This is a genomic window from Streptomyces sp. NPDC023157, from assembly GCF_055560575.1.
This window is the reverse complement of sequence record NZ_JBVHIL010000001.1, coordinates 332,125-350,092: the sequence shown is the minus strand read 5'-3', so window position 1 is coordinate 350,092 and position 17,968 is coordinate 332,125. Positions and strand designations below refer to the sequence as shown.

The window sequence follows — 17,968 nt, the reverse complement described above, 5'->3', positions numbered from 1 at the left end:
GGTTCCTCTTCCTATAAGAACCGTATACCCCCCTAGGGTATTCCTCAACGCAGTTTCTTCAGCAGCTCCACGTCCGCCCGATGCCCCTCCGGACCGCCCGGCGTCTCGATGACCAACGGCACGCCGTCGGTGGCGGGGTGGCTCAGGAGATGCCCGAAGGCCTCCTGGCCGATGTGCCCCGCGCCGATGTTCGCGTGCCGGTCCTTGTGGGCGCCGACGACGTCCTTGGAGTCGTTGGCGTGGATCAGTTTCAGCCGCCCCTCGCCGACCACCGCGACCAGCTCGTCCAGGGTGCGGGCGGCGCCGTCCGGGCCGGTCAGGTCGTGCCCGGCGGCGAAGATGTGACAGGTGTCGAGGCAGATGCCCAGCTTCGGGTGGTGGTCGAGCGCGTCGAAGTACGGCCCGAAGTCCTCCGCCCGCGAGCAGAGCGAGAAGCCCTGCCCGGCGGTCGACTCCAGGAGCAGGAACGGGTCGTCCTCGTGGGTCAGCTCGTCGAGCAGCGGCAGCATCCGCTCCCGCACCTGCGCGAGCGCCTCCGCGCGCGGCCGCCCGCCGGTCGCCGAGCCGGTGTGCACCACCACGCCCTTGGCACCGATCTCCCGGCCGCGGCGCAGCGAGTGGCGCATCGACTCCACCGACCTGTCCACCGTGGCCTCGGTGTGCGAGCCGAAGTTGATCAGGTACGGGGCGTGCACCCAGGCCGACAGGCCCTCGGTCTCGCAGCCGGCCCGGAACAGCTCGTCCTGGGCCGGGTTGCCGACCGGGGTGGCCCAGCCGCGCGGGTTGGCGACGAAGACCTGCACGGTCTCGGCGCCGAGCTCGCGCGCGTAGCCGAGACCGGTCGTGGCGAGGCCGCCGGCCACGGGGACATGTCCGCCGACGGGGTTGCGCATGAGTCTCTACAGTCCCTTGATCGTGAGCGTGATGGTGGAGCCCTCGGCGGCGGTGGAGCCGCCCTCCGCGGACTGGCCGGTGACCGTGTCGCCGAGGAAGGGGAAGGTCTTCTCGATCTTCACCTCGAAGCCGGCCGACTCCAGCTCGGCGCGGGCCTCGTCGGTCTTCATGTCGACGACGTCCGGCACCTCGACCATCCGCGGGCCCTTGGAGACGGTCAGGGTGATCGTGTCGCCCTTGGCGGCCCGGCTGCTCTCGGCGAGGGACTGCGCGGCGACGGTGCCGGCGTCCTCGGGCGAGTTGATCCGCTCCGGGGCCACCGTCACCTTGAGGCCGGCGTCCTGGAGCGTGGCGGTGGCGTCGGCCACCGACTCGCCCGTGACGTCCGGGACGTCGATCGGCGCGCCCTTGCTGACCACCAGGGCGATGGCCGAGTCGGGGGCGCGCTCGGTGCCGGGCTCCGGGTCCGAGCTGATGACGGCGCCCTGCGCGACGGCCCGGCTGAAGGCGTACGTGACCACCCCGGGCGCGAGCCCCTCGTCGGTGAGGCGCTTCCTGGCGTCGGCGAGCGGGACGCCCTTCAGGTTCGGGACCTTCACGATCTCGGGGCCGCGGGAGACGGTCAGCGTCACCGTGCCGTTGCCGCGGATGCGCTCGCCGGAACCGGGGTCGGTGGCCATGACCGTGCCCCGCTCGTACACGTCGCTGAACGCGCGCCTGGTCGCGCCCACGTCGAGCCCGGCGTCCGTGAGGCGCCGGGTGGCCTGTGCCTCGCTCTGGCCGAGGACGGCGGGGACCCGGGTGAACTGGCCCGAGTTGATGTACCAGACACCGGCCCCGATGCCGAGGGCGAGCAGGACGGCGGCGACGATCAGGAACGGCCCTCGGGGTGCGGTCCGGCGCCGGGACGCCGGGGGCGCGGGCGGCGGGGCCGGCAGCAGGCTGGTGTGCTCCACCGGCTGGGGGAGCAGGCGCGGGATGACGCTGGTGCGGTCCTCTGCGCCGGAGCGCTCCGGCGCGTGCGCCCGCGGCGGTACGGCGTCCAGCTGCCCGTCGTCGAGCCCGGCGCGGGCCTCGCGGAGCCGGGCGAGCAGCGCGACCGCGTCGTACGGCCGCAGCTCCGGGTCGCGCGCCGTGGCGCCCGCCACCAGGTCGTCCAGCTCCGGCGCGAGCCCCGGGAAGGCGGCGGACGGCGCCGGTACGTCGGTGTTCAGGTGCTGGTAGAGCACCTGGGCGGGGGTGTCCCCGGAGTGCGGTTTGGCGCCCGTCAGCATCTCGTACAGGACGACCCCGCACGCGTACACGTCGGCACGGGTGTCCGCGGTGCCGTGCTCGATCTGCTCCGGGGCCAGGTAGGAGACGGTGCCGAGGACCGCGCCGGTGGTGTCGGTGGCCGAGCCCACGGCCCGTACGAGACCGAAGTCGGCGACCTTCACCCGGCCGTCGTCCCCGATGAGGACGTTCTCCGGCTTCATGTCCCGGTGCACGAACCCGGCCCGGTGCGCGGCGCCGAGCGCGGCCAGCACCGGCTCCAGGATGTCGAGGGCGGCCCGGGGCGCGAGCGCGCCCCGCTCGCGCAGCACGTCACGGAGGGTGCACCCGGCGACGTACTCCATCGCCAGATAGACGTACGCGCCGTCCGCGCCCTGGTCGAAGACCCCGACGACATTGGGGTGCGCCAGGCGCGCGACGGACTTGGCCTCGCGCATGAACCGCTCCACGAACGCGGCGTCCGTGGCGAGGTCCGGGTGCATCACCTTGAGGGCGAGCACCCGGTCGAGCCGGGTGTCGACGGCCCGGTAGACCGTGGCCATCCCGCCGACGGCGATGCGCGCGTCGACGCGGTAGCGGCCGTCGAGCAGCCGCCCGACGAGGGGGTCCTGAAGGGTCGTGTCCACGGCGTCGAGTCTACGAGCCGCGTACCGGCCACCCGCCCGCGTCGGGCGCTCTGCAGCGCGGTTGTGACGCGCGCGACCCCGGCGGGGGCCCGGGCGGCGCCCCGCCCGGGCCGTGGCGCCCCGCCCTAGAACGCCGGCCGTTCCGGGTCCAGCCGGGCGCGGCCCTCGTGCGGGGTGGAGGCCTCGGCGAAGCGGCGGCGGGGGATGCGGCCCGCGCGGTGGGCGAGGCGGCCCGCCTCCACCGCGTGGCGCATCGCCTCGGCCATCAGGGCGGGCTCCTGGGCCCGGGTCACCGCGGAGGCCAGCATCACCGCCGAGCAGCCCAGCTCCATCGCGAGGGCCGCGTCGGAGGCCGTCCCGGCGCCCGCGTCCAGGATCACCGGCACCCCGGCCCGCTCGACGATCAGTTCGAAGTTGTGCGGGTTGCGGATGCCGAGGCCGGAGCCGATCGGCGAGCCCAGCGGCATGATCGCCGCGCAGCCCACGTCCTCCAGCTTCTGCGCGAGGACCGGGTCGTCGTTGGTGTACGGCAGGACCACGAAGCCGTCGTCGACCAGCGTCTCGGCCGCGTCCAGCAGCTCCACCGGGTCGGGCAGCAGGGTCCGCTCGTCGGCGATGACCTCCACCTTGATCCAGTCGGTGCCGAGCGCCTCGCGGGCCAGCCGGGCGGTGAGCACGGCCTCGCCGGCGGTGTAGCAGCCCGCGGTGTTCGGCAGCACGCGGATGCCGAGCCGGTCCAGGACGGACAGCACCGAGCCGCGCACGGTCGGGTCCAGGCGGCGCATGGCGACCGTGGTCAGCTCCGTACCGCTGGCGACGAGGGCGCGGTCGAGCACGTCGAGGCTGGGCGCCCCGCCGGTGCCCATGATCAGGCGGGAGGAGAACTCGGTGCCGCCGAGCAGGAACACGTCGTCGGACATGGCTCAGCCTCCCTGGACCGCGGTGAGGACCTCGACCCGGTCGCCCTCGCCGAGCAGGGTCGCGGCCCACTGGCCGCGCGGGACGACCGTCTCGTTGACGGCGGCGGCCACCCCGGCGGGGGCGACGGTGAGGGTGGCGACGAGGGCGTCGAGGGAGAGCGGGTCCGCGAGCTCGCGGGGCTCTCCGTTCACGGACACGTTCATGCGTGCTCCAGGTGGACGGGGGAGAAGCGGCGGGCGGTGAAGGGGCGGGCCTCGTCGGGCAGCGCCCCGGTGGTCAGGGCCTCGGCCAGGACGTCGCCGGTGACGGGGGTCAGCAGCACCCCGTTGCGGTAGTGGCCGGTGGCCAGGTGCAGACCGGGCAGCGCGCTCGGGCCGAGCAGCGGCGCGTTGTCGGGGGAGGCGGGCCGCAGCCCGGCGATGGTCTCGGTGAGCGGCAGCTCGGTGATGCCGGGCACCAGCTCGTGCGCGTCGCGCAGCAGCTCGTACACGCCGCCCGCCGTGACGGTGGTGTCCCAGCCGAGCTCCTCGCTGGTCGCGCCGACGACCAGCTCGCCGTTCTCGCGCGGCACCAGGTAGACGTGGCTGCCGCGGACGACCGCGCGGACGGTGCGGGAGAGGAACGGCGCGTACGCGGGCGGCACCCGCAGCCGCAGCACCTGCCCCTTCACGGGCCGGACGGGCGGCAGCACCCGTTCCGGTACGCCGGCCAGCCGGCCGCTCAGGCTGCCGGCGGCCAGCACCACCTGGTCCGCCGCCAGCTCGTCGCCGCCGGCGAGGACGGCGCCGCGGGCCCGGTCCCCGGTGACCGTGAGCCGCTCGACGAGCGCCCGGTGGAACACCACCCCGGCCCGCTCGCAGGCGACGAGCAGCGCGTCGGCGAGCCGGCGCGGGTCGACCTGGTGGTCGCCGTCCACCCGCAGCCCGCCCCGGACGCCCGGGGCCAGCATGGGCTCCAAGCGGCGGCACTCGCGCCCGTTCAGCCACTCCGAGGCGAGCCCGCAGCGGGTCTGCAGGGCGTGCAGCTCGCGCAGATGGGCCCGGTCGTCGGCGTCGAGGGCGACGGCGAGGGTGCCGCAGGCGCGGTAGCCGACGTCGTGGCCGGTGGCCTCGGCGAGTTCGGCGACGAACGCGGGGTAGCGGCGGGCGGAGTCGAGGTTGAGCCCGAGCAGGGTCTCCTCGCCGAAGTGGAGTTCGGTGACGGCGGCGAGCATGCCCGCCGCCACCCGGGCCGCACCGCCGCCCGGTTCGGGGTCGGCCACGGCGGTGCGCAGGCCGCGCTGCGCCGCCCGCCAGGCCGTGACCAGGCCGATGATGCCGCCCCCGATGACGAGGACGTCAGAGGTACCGCGTGTACGCGACATGGGCGTCCAGCCCCTCCCTTCGCCGGCATGACCCGGATCAGGTTCGTACGGTCGGAGGCCGGACAGCCTCCCTCTCAGCCCGGTGCGTCCGGGCTCCCGCGAGTGCTTTGCGCCCGCCACCCTAGCCGCAGCGCGTGGCCCGTCGCAGGCCCCTCCCTTCCTGACGATCCGTCAGATGCGTAAGGTGGGCGGGTGAGCGAGCAGAAGCAGACCCCACGGCCCACCGAGCGGAACATCGTGATCGTCGGCGCCGGAATGGCGGGCGTCCAGACCGCCGTCGCCCTGCGCGAACAGGGCTTCACCGGACCCGTGACCCTCATCGGCGCCGAACCCCACCAGCCCTACGACCGGCCCCCGCTCTCCAAGGCGGTCCTCCTCGGCACGGCCGAGGGCTCCGCCTTCGACATCGACTTCGAGTCCCTCGCCATCACCCTGCGCCTCGGCGTCGAGGTGACCGGGCTGCGCCCCGCCGACCGCGAGATCGACACCGAGGCCGGCCCCGTCCCGTACGACACGCTGGTCCTCGCCACCGGCGCCCACCCGCTCACCCTGCCCGGCACCGAGGGGGTGCCCGGCGTCCACCTGCTGCGCACCCTCGACGACGCCGTCCGGCTGGGCGGCGTCCTGGAGCGCCGCCACGACATCGTGGTCGTCGGCGCCGGCTGGATCGGCGCCGAGTTCGCCACCGCCGCCCGCGCGGCCGGCTGCGCCGTCACCGTCGTCGAGGCCGCCGACCGCCCCCTCGCCGGCGCCCTGCCCGCCGAGGTCACCGCCCCCATGACCGCCTGGTACGCCGAGAGCGGCGCCGCACTGCGGCTCAACGCGCGCGTGGCGGGCGTCGAGGAGGGCCGCGTGGTCCTCGCCGAGGGCGCCGACCGCTCCGGCGAGCGGGCCGAGCTGCCCGCCGACGCCGTGGTCGTCGGCATCGGCGCCCGCCCCGCCACCGGCTGGCTCGACGGCTCCGGCATCGCCCTGGACCCGAGCGGCGCCGTCACCGCCGACGACCGGCTGCGCAGCTCCCTGCCCGACGTGTACGCGGTCGGCGACTGCGCCTCGTTCCCCTCGGCCCGCTACGGCGAGCGGCTGCTCGTCCACCACTGGGACAACGCCCTCCAGGGGCCGCGCACGGTCGCCGCCGACATCCTCGGCCCGGCCGCGGGGGAGCCCGCGCCGTACGACCCGGTGCCGTACTTCTGGTCCGAGCAGTTCGGCCGCTTCGTCCAGTACGCCGGCCACCACGGAGCCGCCGACACCCTCCTGTGGCGCGGCGACCCGTCCGACGAGTCCTGGACCGTGCTGTGGCTCCAGGACGAGGTGCCCGTCGCCCTGCTGACCGTCAGCCGCCCCCGCGACCTCGCCCAGGGGCGCAGGCTGATCGAGCGCCGCACACCCGTCGACCCGGCGAGGGCGGCCGACCCCTCCGTCCCCCTGAAGGCGGCAGTCAGGTAGGGCCCGACTACCGGCTGTCAGTCCGGGATGGCACGCTTGTCCCGTGACCGAGATTGACGCAAAGACCGATGCTCTCGTCCCCGCCTGGCTCTTCCTCCCCGACATCGCGGAAATGCTCGATGTCGAGGTGACGCGTGTGCGCCAGCTGGTCAACGAGGGCCAGCTGATCGCCGTCCGCCGCGGCGAGCGCAAGGTGCTCCAGGTGCCCGCCGCCTTCATCGACGGCGACAAGGTCGTCAAGGGCCTCGTCGGCACCCTGACGCTCCTGCGGGACGACGGCTTCAGCGACGAAGAGATGCTGGAGTGGCTCTTCACTCCGGACCCGAGCCTGCCCGGCACCCCCGCGCAGGCCCTGAGTGAGAATCGCGGCACGGAGGTGAAGCGCCGCGCCCAGGCGCTCGCCGTCTGACCCAGTACCACCGAGCACCACCGAAGACACCACCGCGGCTGCCGGACCGGCCACACCGGGCCGGCCCGGCACCCGCGCCACCCGACGGGGGAACCTGCATGTCCACGCCTCGCGAGCAGCTCGCCGACGCCCGGCTCTACCTGTGCACCGACGCCCGGAAGCGCCAGGGCGACCTGCCCGCCTTCCTCGACGCTGTGCTCTCCTCCGGCGTGGACATCGTGCAGCTCCGTGACAAGGGCATGGAGGCCGGCGAGGAGCTGGAGCACCTGGCCGTCCTCGCCGAGGCCTGCCGCCGCCACGGCAAGCTGCTCGCCGTCAACGACCGGGCCGACGTCGCCCACGCCATCGGCGCCGACGTCCTCCACCTCGGGCAGGGCGACCTCCCCGTGCCCGCCGCCCGCGCGATCCTCGGCGACGAGGTGCTGATCGGGCGCTCCTGCCACGCCGAGTCCGAGGCCGCCGCGGCCGCGGCGGAGCCGGGCGTGGACTACTTCTGCACCGGCCCCTGCTGGCCCACCCCCACCAAGCCGGGGCGGTACGCGCCGGGGCTGGACCTCGTGCGCTACGCGGCGGCCCTGGAGCAGGACCGGCCCTGGTTCGCCATCGGCGGCATCGACGAGGGCAACCTCGACGAGGTGCTGGACGCGGGCGCCCGCCGGATCGTCGTGGTCCGCGCCCTCACCGAGGCCGACGACCCGGCCGCCGCGGCGGCCTCCCTGGCCAAGCGGATCCGCGACCGCCTCGCGTAAGCCCGGTAGGACCCCCGGCCCCCACCGGACACGCCGGGCTGTCCGGAAACGTGTCCAGAACCTGTCCATAACGCGGACGCGCCTTCTGTCTGCCCCTGGACCCCGTCTAACCTGCCCGTATGGCCCTTGGTACCGCTTCCACCCGCACGGACCGCGCCCGCACGGTGCGGGACATCCTCGCCGAGGGTGGCACCTCGTACTCGTTCGAGTTCTTCGCGCCCCGGACCGAGAAGAGCGAGCAGAGCCTCTGGAACGCCATGCGGCGGATCGAGGCGGTCGCGCCCAGCTTCGTCTCGGTGACCTACGGGGCCGGCGGCACCACGCGCGGCGGCACCGTCAAGGCCACCCAGAAGATCGCCTCCGACACCACCCTCACCCCGGTCGCCCACCTCACGGCCGTCGACCACTCCATCGCCGAGCTCCGCAACGTCCTCGGCCAGTACGCCGACGCCGGCATCAGGAACATGCTCGCCGTCCGCGGCGACCCGCCGGGCGACCCGCTCGGGGAGTGGATCGCCCACCCCGAGGGCGTCCACTACGCGGCCGACCTGGTCCGGCTGATCAAGGAGTCCGGCGACTTCTGCGTCGGCGTCGCGGCCTTCCCCGAGATGCACCCGCGCTCCTCCGACTGGGACACGGACATCCGGCACTTCGTGGACAAGTGCCGCGCCGGGGCGGACTACGCCATCACCCAGATGTTCTTCGACCCGGAGAACTACCTGCGGCTGCGCGACAGCGCCGAGAAGGCGGGCTGCGACACCCCGATCATCCCCGAGGTCATGCCCGTGGTGAGCGTCCGGAGCCTGGAGCGACTGCCCCAGCTGAGCAACGCCGCCTTCCCCGAGGATGTGAAAGACCGCATCCTCGCGGTCAAGGACGATCCGGCCGCTGTACGCTCCATTGGCATCGAGTTCGCGACGGAGTTCTGCGCGCGGCTGCTCTCCGAGGGTGTCCCCGGACTGCACTTCATCACGCTGAACAACTCCAAGGCGACGCTCGAGATCTACGAGAATCTCGGACTGCACCAGCAGTCGTGACCGGCCGTACCCGCCCCTTCCCGCGGCGGTGGCCGTAGGAGAGGGGCGGGCATGGGGTGGACGGTCCTCTACATCGCGTTCGGTGTCGTGGCGCTGTGGCTGCTGGGTGAGGTGCTCCTCCAGTACAAGGCGCGGCTGCGCTGGCGGCTGCTCGCCTTCGGCGGCTTCCTCGGCGTCGTCGTCGGCGTGCTGCTGCCCTCGGTGCTGGTGATCGTCGTGGGCGCCGTCGCCTTCGCCGTCGGCCAGACCTATGTGACGCTCTCCTTCCGGCGCGGCTTCTCCACCGGCTGGGCGATCGGCGGCAACCCGGGCGCGAGCCGCCGCCGCCGGGCCGGCGGGCGGGCCGCGAAGGAGGGCCCGACGCTGGAGGTCAGCGACCTCTCCTACGAGCCGGCGGAGCCCCACGCGGGGAACGCCGCCGCCGAGGACGCCTTCCCGGAGCCGCAGGAGGTCCACGCCGCCGCCTCGGACGTGTACGAGCCCCAGCCGCTGCCCGAGGACACCGGGCAGTACGCCGTCTACGGCACCTCCTACGACCAGCAGCAGCCGTACGCCGACGCCTACGCGGGCGGCTACGAGCAGCAGCCCGGCTACGACTACGGCACCGACGGCGGGCAGCAGTACGCGGCCTACTCCGACCCGTACATCGGCCAGCAGGCGTACACCGACGCCGGCCAGCAGTACGGCACGTACCAGCAGCCGTACGCCGACCCGTACGCGCCCTCCTACACGTACGACACCCCTCCCGGCGGCGTCTGGGTGCCCCAGCAGCAGGGCCGCACCGGCCAGGACGACGCACAGCAGCACCCGCCGGAGCAGCAGTACGGCTACGGCGAGGACCAGCAGTACCGGTACTAGGCGCCGCGCGCCGGACCGGTCACCGCGAGCCGCGGAAGTCCGCGCCCTCCACGATCAGTCCGGCGACCAGCGCCCCGGACATGCCCGCGTGCGCGAGCCCGCCGCCCGGGTGCGACCAGCCGCCGACGAAGTGGAGGCCGGGGAGCGGGGACCGGTTGGCCGCGGGCAGCCACCGCCCGCCCGCCCCGGCCAGCGCCGGTCCCGGGACCTCGGCGGCGCCCGTCTCCAGGAGGGTGTCGTCCGGGGTGCGGACCTCCTGCCAGAGCAGCCGCTCGCGCAGCTCCGGCACGGCCGTCGCGGCCTGGACCAGCATCCGCTCGGCGAACTCCGCCCAGGACGCCGTGATCCCGACCGTCGCCGTGACCGTCACCGACTCGTGCGCCGCGTCCGGCCGCAGCGCCGGGTCGTCGGGCCGGAGCACGGTCACCGTCGGCAGCGCCCCGGAGCCGTGCACGACCGTCCGGTGCGTGGCGCCGGACTCCCGGGCCCCGCGCAGGGCCAGACAGAGCGTCACCCGGCCCGTGGGCATCGGCTGGTAGTGCGGCCATTCGTCGCCGGACTCCCAGCCGACGATCTGCTCGGTGTACAGCATCGGCACGGGCGCGCCCGCGACCACGTGGTCGGCCGCCACCGTCTCGTCGCCCGCCAGCGCGAGGCCGGTCGCCCGGCCCCGCTCCTGAAGGACGTCGGTCACCTCGGTGTCGAAGACGAACTCGACCCGCCGCTGGAGGCACCGCTCGTACACCGCGTCGGCGAGCGCCCGGATGCCGCCGGCCACGTACCAGCTGCCGAAGGTCTGCTCCATGTACGGGAGCACGGCCGCCGCGGCGGGGGCGGTGGCCGGGTCGAAGCCGTAGCTCCAGGCGTACGAGCCGAGGAGCGCGGCCAGCCGGGGGTCGCGCAGCTCGCGCTCGCCGATCCGCGCCAGCGTCGTCGTCGGGCGGCGCAGCAGGCCCGCCTTGGGGGCCGGATAGGGCTCGCGGCCCAGCGCGGAGACGTCCTCGGGCTGCGGCTCCTCCAGGAGGGGGCGCCGGGTGCGGTCCCAGGCCTCCCGGGCCCGCCCCATGAAGTCACCCCAGCGTTCGCCCGCGCCCCCGCCGAGCGCCGCCTCCAGGGCGGCGATCGTGCCGGCCCGAGAGGCGTTCGGCAGGTCGACGCGGGTGCCGTCGGCGAAGACATGACGGCTCGCCGGATCGACCTGCGTCAGCGTGACGCACTCCTCCAGCGGCTGCTTGCCGGTCTTGACGAAGAGATCGCGGTAGACCGCCGGGACGTGCAGAAGCCCGGGTCCGGTGTCGAAGCCGAAGCCGTCCCGCTCGAAGCGGCGGACCCCGCCCCCGTACGTCGCGCCGCTCTCGTAGACCGTCACCCGGTGGCCCGCCACCGCCAGTCGGGCGGCCGCCGCCATCGAGCCGAGTCCCGCCCCGATCACCACAATCCGTGCCATGGGGGCGACCCTATCCGGCGCTCAGAAATGCTCCGAACCGTCCGTCGGAGCGGGGGGCCGCTCCCGGACGCCGGCCAGCCTCCGCTCCTCGCGGCGCTGCGCCCGGCGCCGCCAGAACCGCCGGATGCTGTGGGCCAGGAAGGCCACTATCACCAGGCCGAGCACGAGCAGCACCGCCGCGATCACGGCGGCGGCGACCGGATGGAATATGGCGAAGGTGATGACCGCGGCGACCCCGAGGTCCTCCGCCGTGGACACGGCGATGTTGGAGAAGGGCTCCGGCGAGGTGTTCACCGCCATCCGCGTGCCGGCCTTCACGAAGTGGCTCAGCAGGGCCGTCGTACCGCCCACCGCGCCCGCCGCCAGCTCCGGCAGCGAACCGGACTGCCCGGCGAGCAGGGCGGCGACCACGGCACCGGCGAGGGGCCGGATCACCGTGTGCACCGAGTCCCAGACGGAGTCGACGTACGGGATCTTGTCCGCGACCGCCTCGCACAGGAACAGCACGCCGGCGGCGATCAGGACATCGGGCCGCTGCAGCGCCTCGGGCACCTCGTCGGAGAGCCCGGTCGCGCCGAACAGACCGAGCAGCAGGACCACCGCGTAGGCGTTGATCCCGCTCGCCCAGCCGCTCGTGAACACCAGGGGGAGTACGGACACGTCCGCGATCGTAGCCAGGTCTGAGTATCCGTACCTAGAGCGCGAGATGAGTAGGTACGCGGATAGGCCGTGACCTGCGGGGAAGGGAGAGTGGACCGCACGGAAGGGGCGCGGCTCCGGCACCGCCGGCACGGGGCTGCGGAACGGGGTCGCGCACCTGCCGGTACGGGGTCCACGGGGGATACGGGACCACGGGGGAACGCGGGTCCACGGGGGACACGGGGACTCACGGGGGAGTACGGAGGAAGCGCCGGTCCGGCGTGGCTCGGGGGGATCGAGCCTCGCGCGGGACCGGCGCTTCTTTCGTCCGCTCAGCCGTCCGAGGGCCAGGGCGACCGGTGTCAGCGGCCGCCCACGCGCCCGTGGAGCAGGCGCGAGAGCGCGGCGTGGACGTCGTCCAGGGAGCGCTCGCTCTGGAACGCCTGCCAGTCGAGCGCGGCCACCAGGACCATGCCGACCAGCGCCGCCGCCGTCAGCTTCACGTCGATCTCCTCGCTCAGCTCGCCGGCCTCGACGCCCTCGCGCAGCACGCCCTCGACGACCGCGACGGCTTCCTGACGGACCACCAGGAGCGTCGAGTTCCACGCCCGGTTGGTGCGCCAGAGCTCGGCCACGTACAGCTGGGTGAAGGCCGGGTAGCGGTCGATGAAGACCAGGCCCGCCCGGATCATCGCGTCCAGCGCGTCGACCCGGCTGCCGCCCCGCCCGGCGGTCTCCTCGGCCGCCGCCTGCAGGGAGGCGGCGAGGAGGGAGACGCCGTGCCGCAGCAGCTCCTCGAAGAGCTCGGTCTTGCTCTTGAAGTTGTAGTAGACCGTGCCCTTGGCCACGCCCGCCCGCTCGGCGATCTCGTCGACGGTCGTCGCCGAGAAGCCCTGCTCCGCGATGAGCGTGACGGCCGCCTCGTAGAGCTTGGTGCGCGTGGCCTGGCGTCTGGTGCTGCTGCTGTCCATGGGCTCGATTCTCACAGGTTCAGAGCGACAGTTCGGGGTGGAGCCGGTCGAGCGACCACACCTGCTTCTGCCGGGCGGTCAGGGCGGTCAGGGCCAGCGCGCCCACCGTGAAGGCGGTGAGGACGGCGCAGGCCTGCCAGACCGGTCCGATGCCGCCGCCCGTGATGAGCCGGCGCAGCGCCTCGACCACGTACGTCATCGGCAGGAACGGGTGGATGGCGTTGAAGAAGCCCGGGCTGGTCTGCACGGGGTACGTGCCGCCCGCCGAGGTCAGCTGGAGCATCAGCACCGCGAGCACCAGGATGCGTCCCGCCGCGCCGAACTTGGCGTTCAGCCACTGGATGATGGCGGCGAAGCAGCAGGTCACCAGGGCGAGGAAGCCGACGGTCCCGGCGGCCCGCGCCATCTGGAGCCCCAGGCCCCAGTGGAGCACCGACATCAGCGCGCCCACCTGGAGGACGCCGATCGCGGCGACCGGCAGCCAGCCCGCGAGCGCGATCCGCCAGGCGGAGGCGCCGGCGGCCAGGGCGCGCCGGTTGAGCGGCTGGATGATCATGTACGCGACCATCGCGCCGACCCAGAGGGAGAGCGGGATGAAGTACGGGGCGAAACCGGTGCCGTAGTTGGGCGCCTTGTGCATCGACTGGGCGGCCAGCTTGACCGGGTCGGCCATCACCTCGGTGCGCTTGTCGCGGTCCTGCTTGTCGTAGTCGGGGATCTGCTTCACCCCGTCGTTCAGGCCGGTGGCCAGCTCGCCCGAGCCGTCCGCCAGCTTGAACAGGCCGCCGTCGAGCTCGCCGGCACCCTTCTTGAGCTTGCCGACACCCGTGTCGAGGCTGCTGGAACCGGTGCGCGCGTCGGTCAGGCCGGTGTGCAGCCGGTCCGCGCCGTCGGCGACCTTCCTGGCGCCCGTGTTGAGCTCGTTGATCTTCTTGATGGCGCCCTCGACGTCCTGGTCCAGGTGCGGGGCGCGGCGGGCCAGCTCGTCGGCGTCCTTCTTCAGCTTGGCGAGCCGGGTGTCCAGGGTCTTCAGGTCGCCCTTCTGGTCCTTGGTCAGCTCGTGCAGGTCGTCGGCGATCTTGGCGACGTCGTCGGCGGAGACCGAGGCCTCCTTGAGGACCTCGCACTCCTGGGCGTCCGGCAGCGGGTTGGTCACGCACCGCTTCTTGTAGAGCGCGGCCAGCTTGTCGTCGGCCACGTGGGCGGCGTCGCGGGCGATCGGGGCGCGGCGCACCAGGTCGTCCAGGTTGTGCCGGACGGCGGTCGCGGAGTCGGAGACCAGCCGGGCGGTGTCCCGGATCGACTTGCCGTTGTTCGCCAGGTACGGGCGGACCTTGTCGGCCGTGCCGTTCACCTTGTCGGCGAGCGCCTGGGTGCCGTCGGCGACCTTCCGGGAGCCGCTCTCCAGGTCCTTGGCACCCTTGTTCAACTTCTTGATGCCGGTGGCCAGGTCACCGCTGCCCTTCTTGGCGTCCTTGAGGCCGTCGGCGAGGCTCTTGGAGCCCGCCTTCGCCTTGTCGACACCGTCCTTCAGGTCGCCGGCCCCCTTGGCGGCCTTGGCGGTCGCCTCGTGGATGTCGGAGAAGGAGATGAAGATCTTGTCCAGGAAGGTGCGCGAGGACTTCGTCGAGGCGGCGGTGCGCACCTCGGAGAAGACCGTGCGGGAGATCTGCCCGACGATGTAGTTGTTGGCGTCGTTCGTCCGCACCTTGAGCGCGCCGGCCTCGGGGGAGTCCCCGGAGCTGGAGGCGATCCGCTCGCTGAAGTCCGACGGCATGGTCAGGGACAGGTAGTACTTCCCGTCCTCGACGCCCTCACGGGCCTCGTCGTCGCTCACCTCGTGCCACTCGAAGACGGCGCTCTCGCGCAGGTTCTCGGTGATGTCCGAGCCCACGGTGATCTTCTTGCCGCCGGCGGTGGCGCCGCGGTCCTCGTTGACGAGGGCGACGGGGATCTTGTCGAGCCTGCTGTACGGGTCCCAGAACGACCACAGGTACAGCGCGCCGTACAGCAGCGGCAGCAGCAGGATCGCGACGAGCGCGGCCCGCGGCAGCTTCCCCCTGCCGAACCGCTTGAGCTCAAGCGCGGCGAGTCGCGGCGAACGCATCGGCCTCCCCCTTCTGGGCCTTCTGGATGGTGTGCGTGGTGGGCTCGGCGTCGGTGCCGGGCCCGGTCGCGGTGGGCTCGGCGTCGGTGTCGGGCCCGGTCGCGGTGGGCTCGGCGTCGGGCTCGGGCTCGGTCTCCGGCTTGGGCTTGGCGTCTGCGGTTCCGGTCTCGGGCTCGGCGTCGGCGGTCCCGGGCTCGGCCTTGGACGTCTTCGGCGCGGTCCGGGTGGTGGCGGATGCCGTGGAGACGCGCAGGGCGCCCTCGGGGGCCTCGCTGCACACGGCGAGCACGGTGATGCCGGAGTCGGCGACGGACCGGAGCAGGGCCCAGGCCTCGGCGCGGTCGGCGTCCGACAGCTTCAGGTCGGTGTCGTCCAGGGCCACCAGCCGGGGGCGCCCGAGGAGGGCGAGGGCCAGCGACAGGCGCAGCGCCTCCAGCCGCTCCAGGTCCCGTACGGAGGTCCGGTCGCCCTTCGGCAGGGTCTCCAGGTCGAGACCGGCGGCCTTCAGGGCCTCGTCGATCCGGGCCCGTGCGGCGGCGGCGCGCTCGGCGGGCGGCCGGAGCAGCGCCTTGAGCGAACCGTCGAAACGGCGCTGGAGCAGGGCCCGCTCACGCAGGTGCTCGGCGACGGTGAGGGCCGGGTCGAGGTCACTGACGCCCGGCACCGGGCCGAGCGCGCTGATCCGCCGTACGGCCGCCATCTTCTTGGGCAGCCGCAGCCTCGCCACCTGGGCGTGGCCCTCCTGGGCCTTCATGCGGCCGGTGAGTGCGAGCAGCAGACAGGTGCGGCCGGAGCCCGAGGGCCCCTCGATGGCGACCAGTGATCCGGGTGCGGCCTCGAAGCCGATGCCGCGGAAGGCCCAGCCGCGCGGGCCCTTCAGCCCGTAGCCGTCCGCGACGACGGCGGCGCCGTGCGGCTCGTCCGGGTGCGCGTCCACGATCCCCCCTAGGAACTCTTTTGAACTGACCAGTCAGTGCAAAAAGTTACCGCTGAGTCGCCGAACTGGCAAAACCCCAGGTCAGCGCGATTGTCAGTGGGGGCGGGCACGATGAACACATACGGCCACAGCGCCGTCACCCGACGACAGGAGGCTCGTCATGGCCGGCCACTCCGCCGCAGCCGAACCCCGGCGCCACACCGCGCCGCGCCCTGCCCCCGCCCAGCTCGGACCCGCGTCCGACATCCACCCCGTCGCGCGCCGCGCCTCGGCCCCGCCCGCCGCCCTCGACCTGCTCGCCAAGGCCCGGGCGGGACTCGACGAGGCCACCGCGCTCGACGTGCCCAACGAGCGGTACGCCACCGCCCACCTCGCCGCCCTGCGCACCGCCGCCGCCGTGCTCGCCGCCCGCGGCCGGCCCGAGCGCGACCCCCGCAAGCGGGCCCGCATCCGCAGCGCCTGGGAGGTGCTCCCGGAGATAGCGCCCGAGCTCACCGAATGGAGCGCCCTGTTCGCCTCCGGCGCCGCCCGCCGGGCCAGGGCCGAGGCCGGGATCACCGGCGCCGCGAGCCGTCGGGACGCCGACGACCTGCTCAGGGACGCGGCGATGTTCCTGCGGCTGGTCGAGCGCCTCCTGGTGCTCCAGCCGGTGCTGCCCCGGCAGCCGGGCGCCGAGGAGACCACGGGATGACCGGGGCCGGAGGCCCGAGGCCATAGGGTGGAGCCGTTCGTCCCCGTCACCGAGGAGTGCAGCAACCGTGTCGGACCCTTCCCCTGTCTTCGGCAGAGAGGCGACCTCGCGCCCGTCGCGCGCCTCCCTGCGCACCGCCGTCGTCTGGGACGTCCTCAAGGACGCCCTCGACCGCCGGGTCAAGGCCACCGGGAACGACTGCCTCGATGTCCTCGACACGGGCGGCGGCTCCGGTAACTTCGCGGTGCCGGCGGCCTGCCTCGGACACCGCGTCACCGTCGTCGACCCCAGCCCCAACGCGCTCTTCGCCCTGGAGCGGCGCGCCGCCGAGGCGGGCGTCGCCGACCGGGTGCGCGGGGTCCAGGGCGACATCCGCGGCCTCTTCGACGTCGTCGACCGCGAGGGCTTCGACGTCGTCCTCTGCCACGGCGTCCTGGAGTACGTGGACGACCCGGCCGAAGGCGTGCGCAACGCGGTGGCCGCGCTGCGTCCCGGCGGCGGCCTCAGCCTGCTCGCCGCCGGACTCGGCGGCGCCGTGCTCGCCCGCGCGCTGGCCGGCCACTTCACCGAGGCCCGGCACGCGCTGACCGACCCCGCGGGACGCTGGGGCGACGGCGACCCCGTGCCCCGGCGCTTCACCGCCGACCAGCTCACCGGGCTCGCCGAGGACGCGGGTCTGGAGGTCGGCGCGGTGCACGGCGTCCGGGTCTTCGCCGACCTCGTGCCCGGCGCCCTCGTCGACACCGAGCCCGGCGCCGCCGAGGCCCTCCTCAAGCTGGAGGCGGCGGCGGCCGAGCTGCCGTCCTTCCACGCGATCGCCACCCAACTGCACGTCCTGGGCGAGAAGCGCGCCTGACACCCGCCCGGCGGTGCCCCCGGGCTCGGGCCCCGGGACACCGCCGCACCTGCTGAGCAGCGGCGCAACCGCAGATGGAGTACGCCACAGGCCGCCCGTTCGGGGACTTGTCCCCGTATGATCGGGAGACACGATCCGGCATGACGGGCAGGGGGCTGGGGAATCAACGCCTCAGCATCCGAACCGCATGGCGGCCCGGATTGGCGATTTGGCATTGAGGGCGGGTTTCACGGGGGCGATTCCCTGCCTATCCTGAAAGGGCCGCAAACCGGTCGCCCCCGCGACCGACGACTAGGAGGACTCCGTGCCGCTCTCGGAGCACGAGCAGCGAATGCTCGAGCAGATGGAGCGAGCGCTGTACGCCGAAGATCCCAAGTTCGCGACAGCGCTCGAGGGAAGCGGGCTGCGTACGTACACCCGGCGACGGGTCTACCAGGCAGTCGCCGGCTTCCTGGTGGGTATCGCGCTCCTCATGGCCGGAATGATCGCTCCGCAGATCTGGCCGCTCAGTGTGGTGGGGTTCCTCATCATGCTGGGCTGCGCGGTCCTCGCGGTCACCGGATGGCGCAAGGCGCCCAAGCCGGGCGAGCAGGCCCGGACGGTCGGCAGCGGGCAGCAGGCCCGGCAGCGCCGCTCGATGATGAACCGGATCGAAGAGCGGTGGCAGCGCCGCCGCGACGAACAGGGCGGCGGCCACCACTGACCCGCCCCACCCCCACACTCCCCTGAGCCCCGCGCGGCC

18 protein-coding genes and 1 riboswitch are annotated in these 17,968 nt (G+C 73.8%); of the genes, 8 read left to right on the top strand and 10 right to left on the bottom strand.

Annotated features, from left to right (window positions below):
- Positions 1-44 precede the first annotated feature (44 nt).
- The 5 genes from ACZ3ZE_RS01630 to thiO form a co-directional block, all read right to left on the bottom strand.
- Positions 45-893 carry a deoxyribonuclease IV gene (locus ACZ3ZE_RS01630; RefSeq protein WP_361164026.1) on the bottom strand — a complete coding sequence of 283 codons (849 nt, stop codon included), beginning with the start codon at positions 891-893 and terminating at the stop codon, positions 45-47.
- 6 nt (positions 894-899) lie between these two features.
- A complete protein-coding gene (gene pknB, locus ACZ3ZE_RS01625) occupies positions 900-2,792 on the bottom strand; it encodes a Stk1 family PASTA domain-containing Ser/Thr kinase (RefSeq protein ID WP_361164028.1) in 1,893 nt (630 codons plus the stop codon).
- A 125-nt stretch (positions 2,793-2,917) separates the two neighbouring features.
- A complete protein-coding gene (locus ACZ3ZE_RS01620) occupies positions 2,918-3,712 on the bottom strand; it encodes a thiazole synthase (protein ID WP_361164030.1) in 795 nt (264 codons plus the stop codon).
- Positions 3,713-3,715: 3 nt separating this feature from the next.
- On the bottom strand, positions 3,716-3,916 hold the full coding sequence (thiS, locus tag ACZ3ZE_RS01615; protein WP_361164032.1) for a sulfur carrier protein ThiS: 201 nt from the start codon (positions 3,914-3,916) through the stop codon (positions 3,716-3,718).
- Positions 3,913-5,076, bottom strand: coding sequence for a glycine oxidase ThiO (thiO, locus tag ACZ3ZE_RS01610; protein ID WP_361164034.1), 1,164 nt, complete (start codon positions 5,074-5,076; stop codon positions 3,913-3,915). The genes thiS and thiO overlap by 4 nt, the downstream gene beginning before the upstream one ends.
- Positions 5,074-5,186, bottom strand: a riboswitch (TPP riboswitch). Its footprint overlaps the gene before it by 3 nt.
- An 82-nt stretch (positions 5,187-5,268) precedes the next feature.
- On the opposite strand from thiO, the gene ACZ3ZE_RS01605 reads away from it, so the two are divergent.
- The 5 genes from ACZ3ZE_RS01605 to ACZ3ZE_RS01585 all read left to right on the top strand — a co-directional run bounded on the left by ACZ3ZE_RS01605 (position 5,269) and on the right by ACZ3ZE_RS01585 (position 9,578).
- A complete protein-coding gene (locus ACZ3ZE_RS01605) occupies positions 5,269-6,525 on the top strand; it encodes an NAD(P)/FAD-dependent oxidoreductase (protein ID WP_363292985.1) in 1,257 nt (418 codons plus the stop codon).
- A 43-nt stretch (positions 6,526-6,568) separates the two neighbouring features.
- On the top strand, positions 6,569-6,934 hold the full coding sequence (locus tag ACZ3ZE_RS01600; RefSeq protein ID WP_361164038.1) for an Rv2175c family DNA-binding protein: 366 nt from the start codon (positions 6,569-6,571) through the stop codon (positions 6,932-6,934).
- A gap of 98 nt (positions 6,935-7,032) precedes the next feature.
- Positions 7,033-7,683: a thiamine phosphate synthase gene (gene thiE, locus ACZ3ZE_RS01595; protein WP_361164040.1), complete on the top strand. Its 651-nt coding sequence runs from the start codon at positions 7,033-7,035 to the stop codon at positions 7,681-7,683.
- Positions 7,684-7,802: 119 nt separating this feature from the next.
- The gene (metF, locus tag ACZ3ZE_RS01590; protein WP_361164042.1) at positions 7,803-8,720 is read left to right on the top strand and encodes a methylenetetrahydrofolate reductase [NAD(P)H]; all 918 of its coding nucleotides are present in this window, start codon (positions 7,803-7,805) and stop codon (positions 8,718-8,720) included.
- A 51-nt stretch (positions 8,721-8,771) separates the two neighbouring features.
- The gene (locus ACZ3ZE_RS01585; protein WP_361623617.1) at positions 8,772-9,578 is read left to right on the top strand and encodes a hypothetical protein; all 807 of its coding nucleotides are present in this window, start codon (positions 8,772-8,774) and stop codon (positions 9,576-9,578) included.
- A gap of 19 nt (positions 9,579-9,597) precedes the next feature.
- On the opposite strand, the gene ACZ3ZE_RS01580 is transcribed toward ACZ3ZE_RS01585, so the two are convergent.
- The 5 genes from ACZ3ZE_RS01580 to ACZ3ZE_RS01560 form a co-directional block, all read right to left on the bottom strand.
- Entirely contained in the window at positions 9,598-11,025 is a 1,428-nt protein-coding gene (locus tag ACZ3ZE_RS01580) for a phytoene desaturase family protein (RefSeq protein ID WP_467256984.1), read from the bottom strand.
- 21 nt (positions 11,026-11,046) lie between these two features.
- Entirely contained in the window at positions 11,047-11,685 is a 639-nt protein-coding gene (locus ACZ3ZE_RS01575; RefSeq protein WP_361164048.1) for a DUF4126 domain-containing protein, read from the bottom strand.
- 341 nt (positions 11,686-12,026) lie between these two features.
- Positions 12,027-12,635, bottom strand: a complete 609-nt coding sequence (locus ACZ3ZE_RS01570) for a TetR/AcrR family transcriptional regulator (RefSeq protein WP_467256982.1) — start codon at positions 12,633-12,635, stop codon at positions 12,027-12,029.
- A 19-nt stretch (positions 12,636-12,654) separates the two neighbouring features.
- Positions 12,655-14,742, bottom strand: a complete 2,088-nt coding sequence (locus ACZ3ZE_RS01565) for a YhgE/Pip family protein (protein ID WP_442305194.1) — start codon at positions 14,740-14,742, stop codon at positions 12,655-12,657.
- A complete protein-coding gene (locus ACZ3ZE_RS01560; RefSeq protein WP_467256981.1) occupies positions 14,714-15,679 on the bottom strand; it encodes an ATP-binding cassette domain-containing protein in 966 nt (321 codons plus the stop codon). Before ACZ3ZE_RS01560 ends, ACZ3ZE_RS01565 begins: the two co-directional genes overlap by 29 nt.
- 160 nt (positions 15,680-15,839) lie before the next feature.
- On the opposite strand from ACZ3ZE_RS01560, the gene ACZ3ZE_RS01555 reads away from it, so the two are divergent.
- The 3 genes from ACZ3ZE_RS01555 (at position 15,840) to ACZ3ZE_RS01545 (ending at position 17,929) form a co-directional block, all read left to right on the top strand.
- Positions 15,840-16,370, top strand: a complete 531-nt coding sequence (locus ACZ3ZE_RS01555; protein ID WP_361164056.1) for an SAV_6107 family HEPN domain-containing protein — start codon at positions 15,840-15,842, stop codon at positions 16,368-16,370.
- A 67-nt stretch (positions 16,371-16,437) separates the two neighbouring features.
- Positions 16,438-17,226: a methyltransferase gene (locus tag ACZ3ZE_RS01550; RefSeq protein WP_361164058.1), complete on the top strand. Its 789-nt coding sequence runs from the start codon at positions 16,438-16,440 to the stop codon at positions 17,224-17,226.
- A gap of 304 nt (positions 17,227-17,530) precedes the next feature.
- On the top strand, positions 17,531-17,929 hold the full coding sequence (locus ACZ3ZE_RS01545) for a DUF3040 domain-containing protein (protein WP_361164060.1): 399 nt from the start codon (positions 17,531-17,533) through the stop codon (positions 17,927-17,929).
- Positions 17,930-17,968: the final 39 nt, after the last annotated feature.